The organism is Zavarzinia sp., from assembly GCF_049306435.1.
Lineage (GTDB): Bacteria > Pseudomonadota > Alphaproteobacteria > Zavarziniales > Zavarziniaceae > Zavarzinia.
Genome location: NZ_JBAQRT010000311.1, coordinates 1 through 1,660, shown reverse-complemented (window position 1 = coordinate 1,660; position 1,660 = coordinate 1). Strand labels below are relative to the sequence as shown.

At 70.8% G+C, this 1,660-nt stretch carries 2 protein-coding genes; one reads left to right on the top strand and one right to left on the bottom strand.

Annotated elements, in window-relative coordinates; genetic code table 11:
• Positions 1-649: hypothetical protein (locus WAZ62_RS17265; RefSeq protein ID WP_422644777.1), on the bottom strand; the 649-nt coding region annotated here is incomplete at its 3' end.
• Positions 650-733: 84 nt separating this feature from the next.
• On the opposite strand from WAZ62_RS17265, the gene WAZ62_RS17260 reads away from it, so the two are divergent.
• A partial coding sequence (locus WAZ62_RS17260; RefSeq protein WP_422644776.1) for a TIGR03862 family flavoprotein occupies positions 734-1,660 on the top strand: 927 nt, incomplete at its 3' end.

Sequence of the window (1,660 nt, the reverse complement as noted above, 5' to 3'; positions counted from 1 at the left end):
GACCGAAGGCCGCCAGCACCGGCACGACCACCAGCAAGGCCTCCGGCCCCGTCCAGACGCCAAGGGCGCCGGCCAGCCCGGCCAGCCAGGCCATGCCTCGACGATCGAGCGCCATGGCCGCCCGCAGCGCCGCCCCGATCATGACGACGGCCAGGAGCAGGATCAGGACATGGTGATCGGCCCGCCCCACCCCGCCATAGGCCAGGACGATGGGCTGGGCCAGCAGGACGATGGCCGCGAACCAGGAGACCTCGCGCGACCACAGGGCCCGCGCCGCCCATGCCGCCAGCAGGCAGGATATGCCGTGCAACAGCGGGCAGATCAGCATTCCCGACCACCACAGCGCCTGCGCCTTGGTCGCCCCCAGCGCGGCGACGACCACCGCCGGCCCGAGGATCAGCAGGTCGAGCGGCCGGGTCCAGTGCAGGGGCATGCCGTCCGGCGCCGCCATGCGGATCACCGTATTGTCCCACCAGCCGGTGCCCTGCCACAATTGCTCGACCCGGAGCAGGCGGGTATAGCTGTCGGTATCGAGAAGCCGATGGGCACCGAGCGCGCCTTCGGGACTTGCCGCCAGGCGAAGATGCAGGGCAAAGGCGGCAAGGATGAACAGAATCGGCAGAAGGCGGCCGGCGAGCGTGCGGTTCATGGCATTCCAGCTTCAGACAGGATCAGGCGCCGCGCCCACCGGGCCGGCAACCGGTGCGCATTGCACCACGAACAGGGTTAACAAATGAACCGCCCCGGTGACTTCCCTGCTCGAGCGACCGCCCGCGCCATGGTCGTCGGCGGCGGTCCGGCCGGCCTGATGGCGGCCGAAACCCTGCTGGACGCTGGTTTCGCGGTCGATCTTCACGATTCCATGCCCTCTCTCGGCCGGAAGTTTCTGATGGCGGGCAAGAGCGGTCTCAATATCAGCAATGCCGAGCCGATCGAGTCGCTGCTCGGCCGCTATGGTTCGGCGCGGCCCCGCCTCGAGGACGCGATTCGCGCCTTCGGCCCTGCGGAGATCGTCGCCTTCGCCGCCGGCCTCGGCATCGAGACCTTCACCGGGTCGTCCGGCCGGATCTTCCCGACCGGCTTCAAGGCCGCGCCCCTGCTGCGCGCCTGGCTGCGCCGCCTGCGCGCGCGGGGGCTGAAAATCCATGTCCGCCATCGCTGGCGCGGCTTCGGTCCCGATGGCACGTTTTTGTTCGAGACGCCGGATGGACCGCTGGCCGTGGAACGGCCGGCGGTGACGGTCCTCGCCCTCGGCGGCGCCAGCTGGCCCGCCCTTGGCAGCGATGGTGTCTGGAGCCCGCTGCTGGCGGCGCGGGGCATCGCGACCCGTGATTTCGCCGCCACCAACTGCGGCTTCGACGTGGCGTGGTCCGATATCTTTCGCGAGCGTTTCGCCGGCCAGCCGGTGAAACCCGTCGCGGTGCGCTTCGGCGATCACGAGATCCGGGGCGAATTCGTCGTCACCGCGACCGGGATCGAGGGCGGCGCCATCTATCCGCTGGCCGCCTCGGCCCGGCGCGCGCTCGACGAGGGGAGACCGGCCGTCCTCCACCTCGACCTGATGCCGGGGCGGGACGAGGCTTCCCTCGTCGCCGCGCTGTCGAAGCCGCGCGGCCGCCACAGCCTGACGGACCATCTGCGCCGCTGCCTCGGCCTGTCC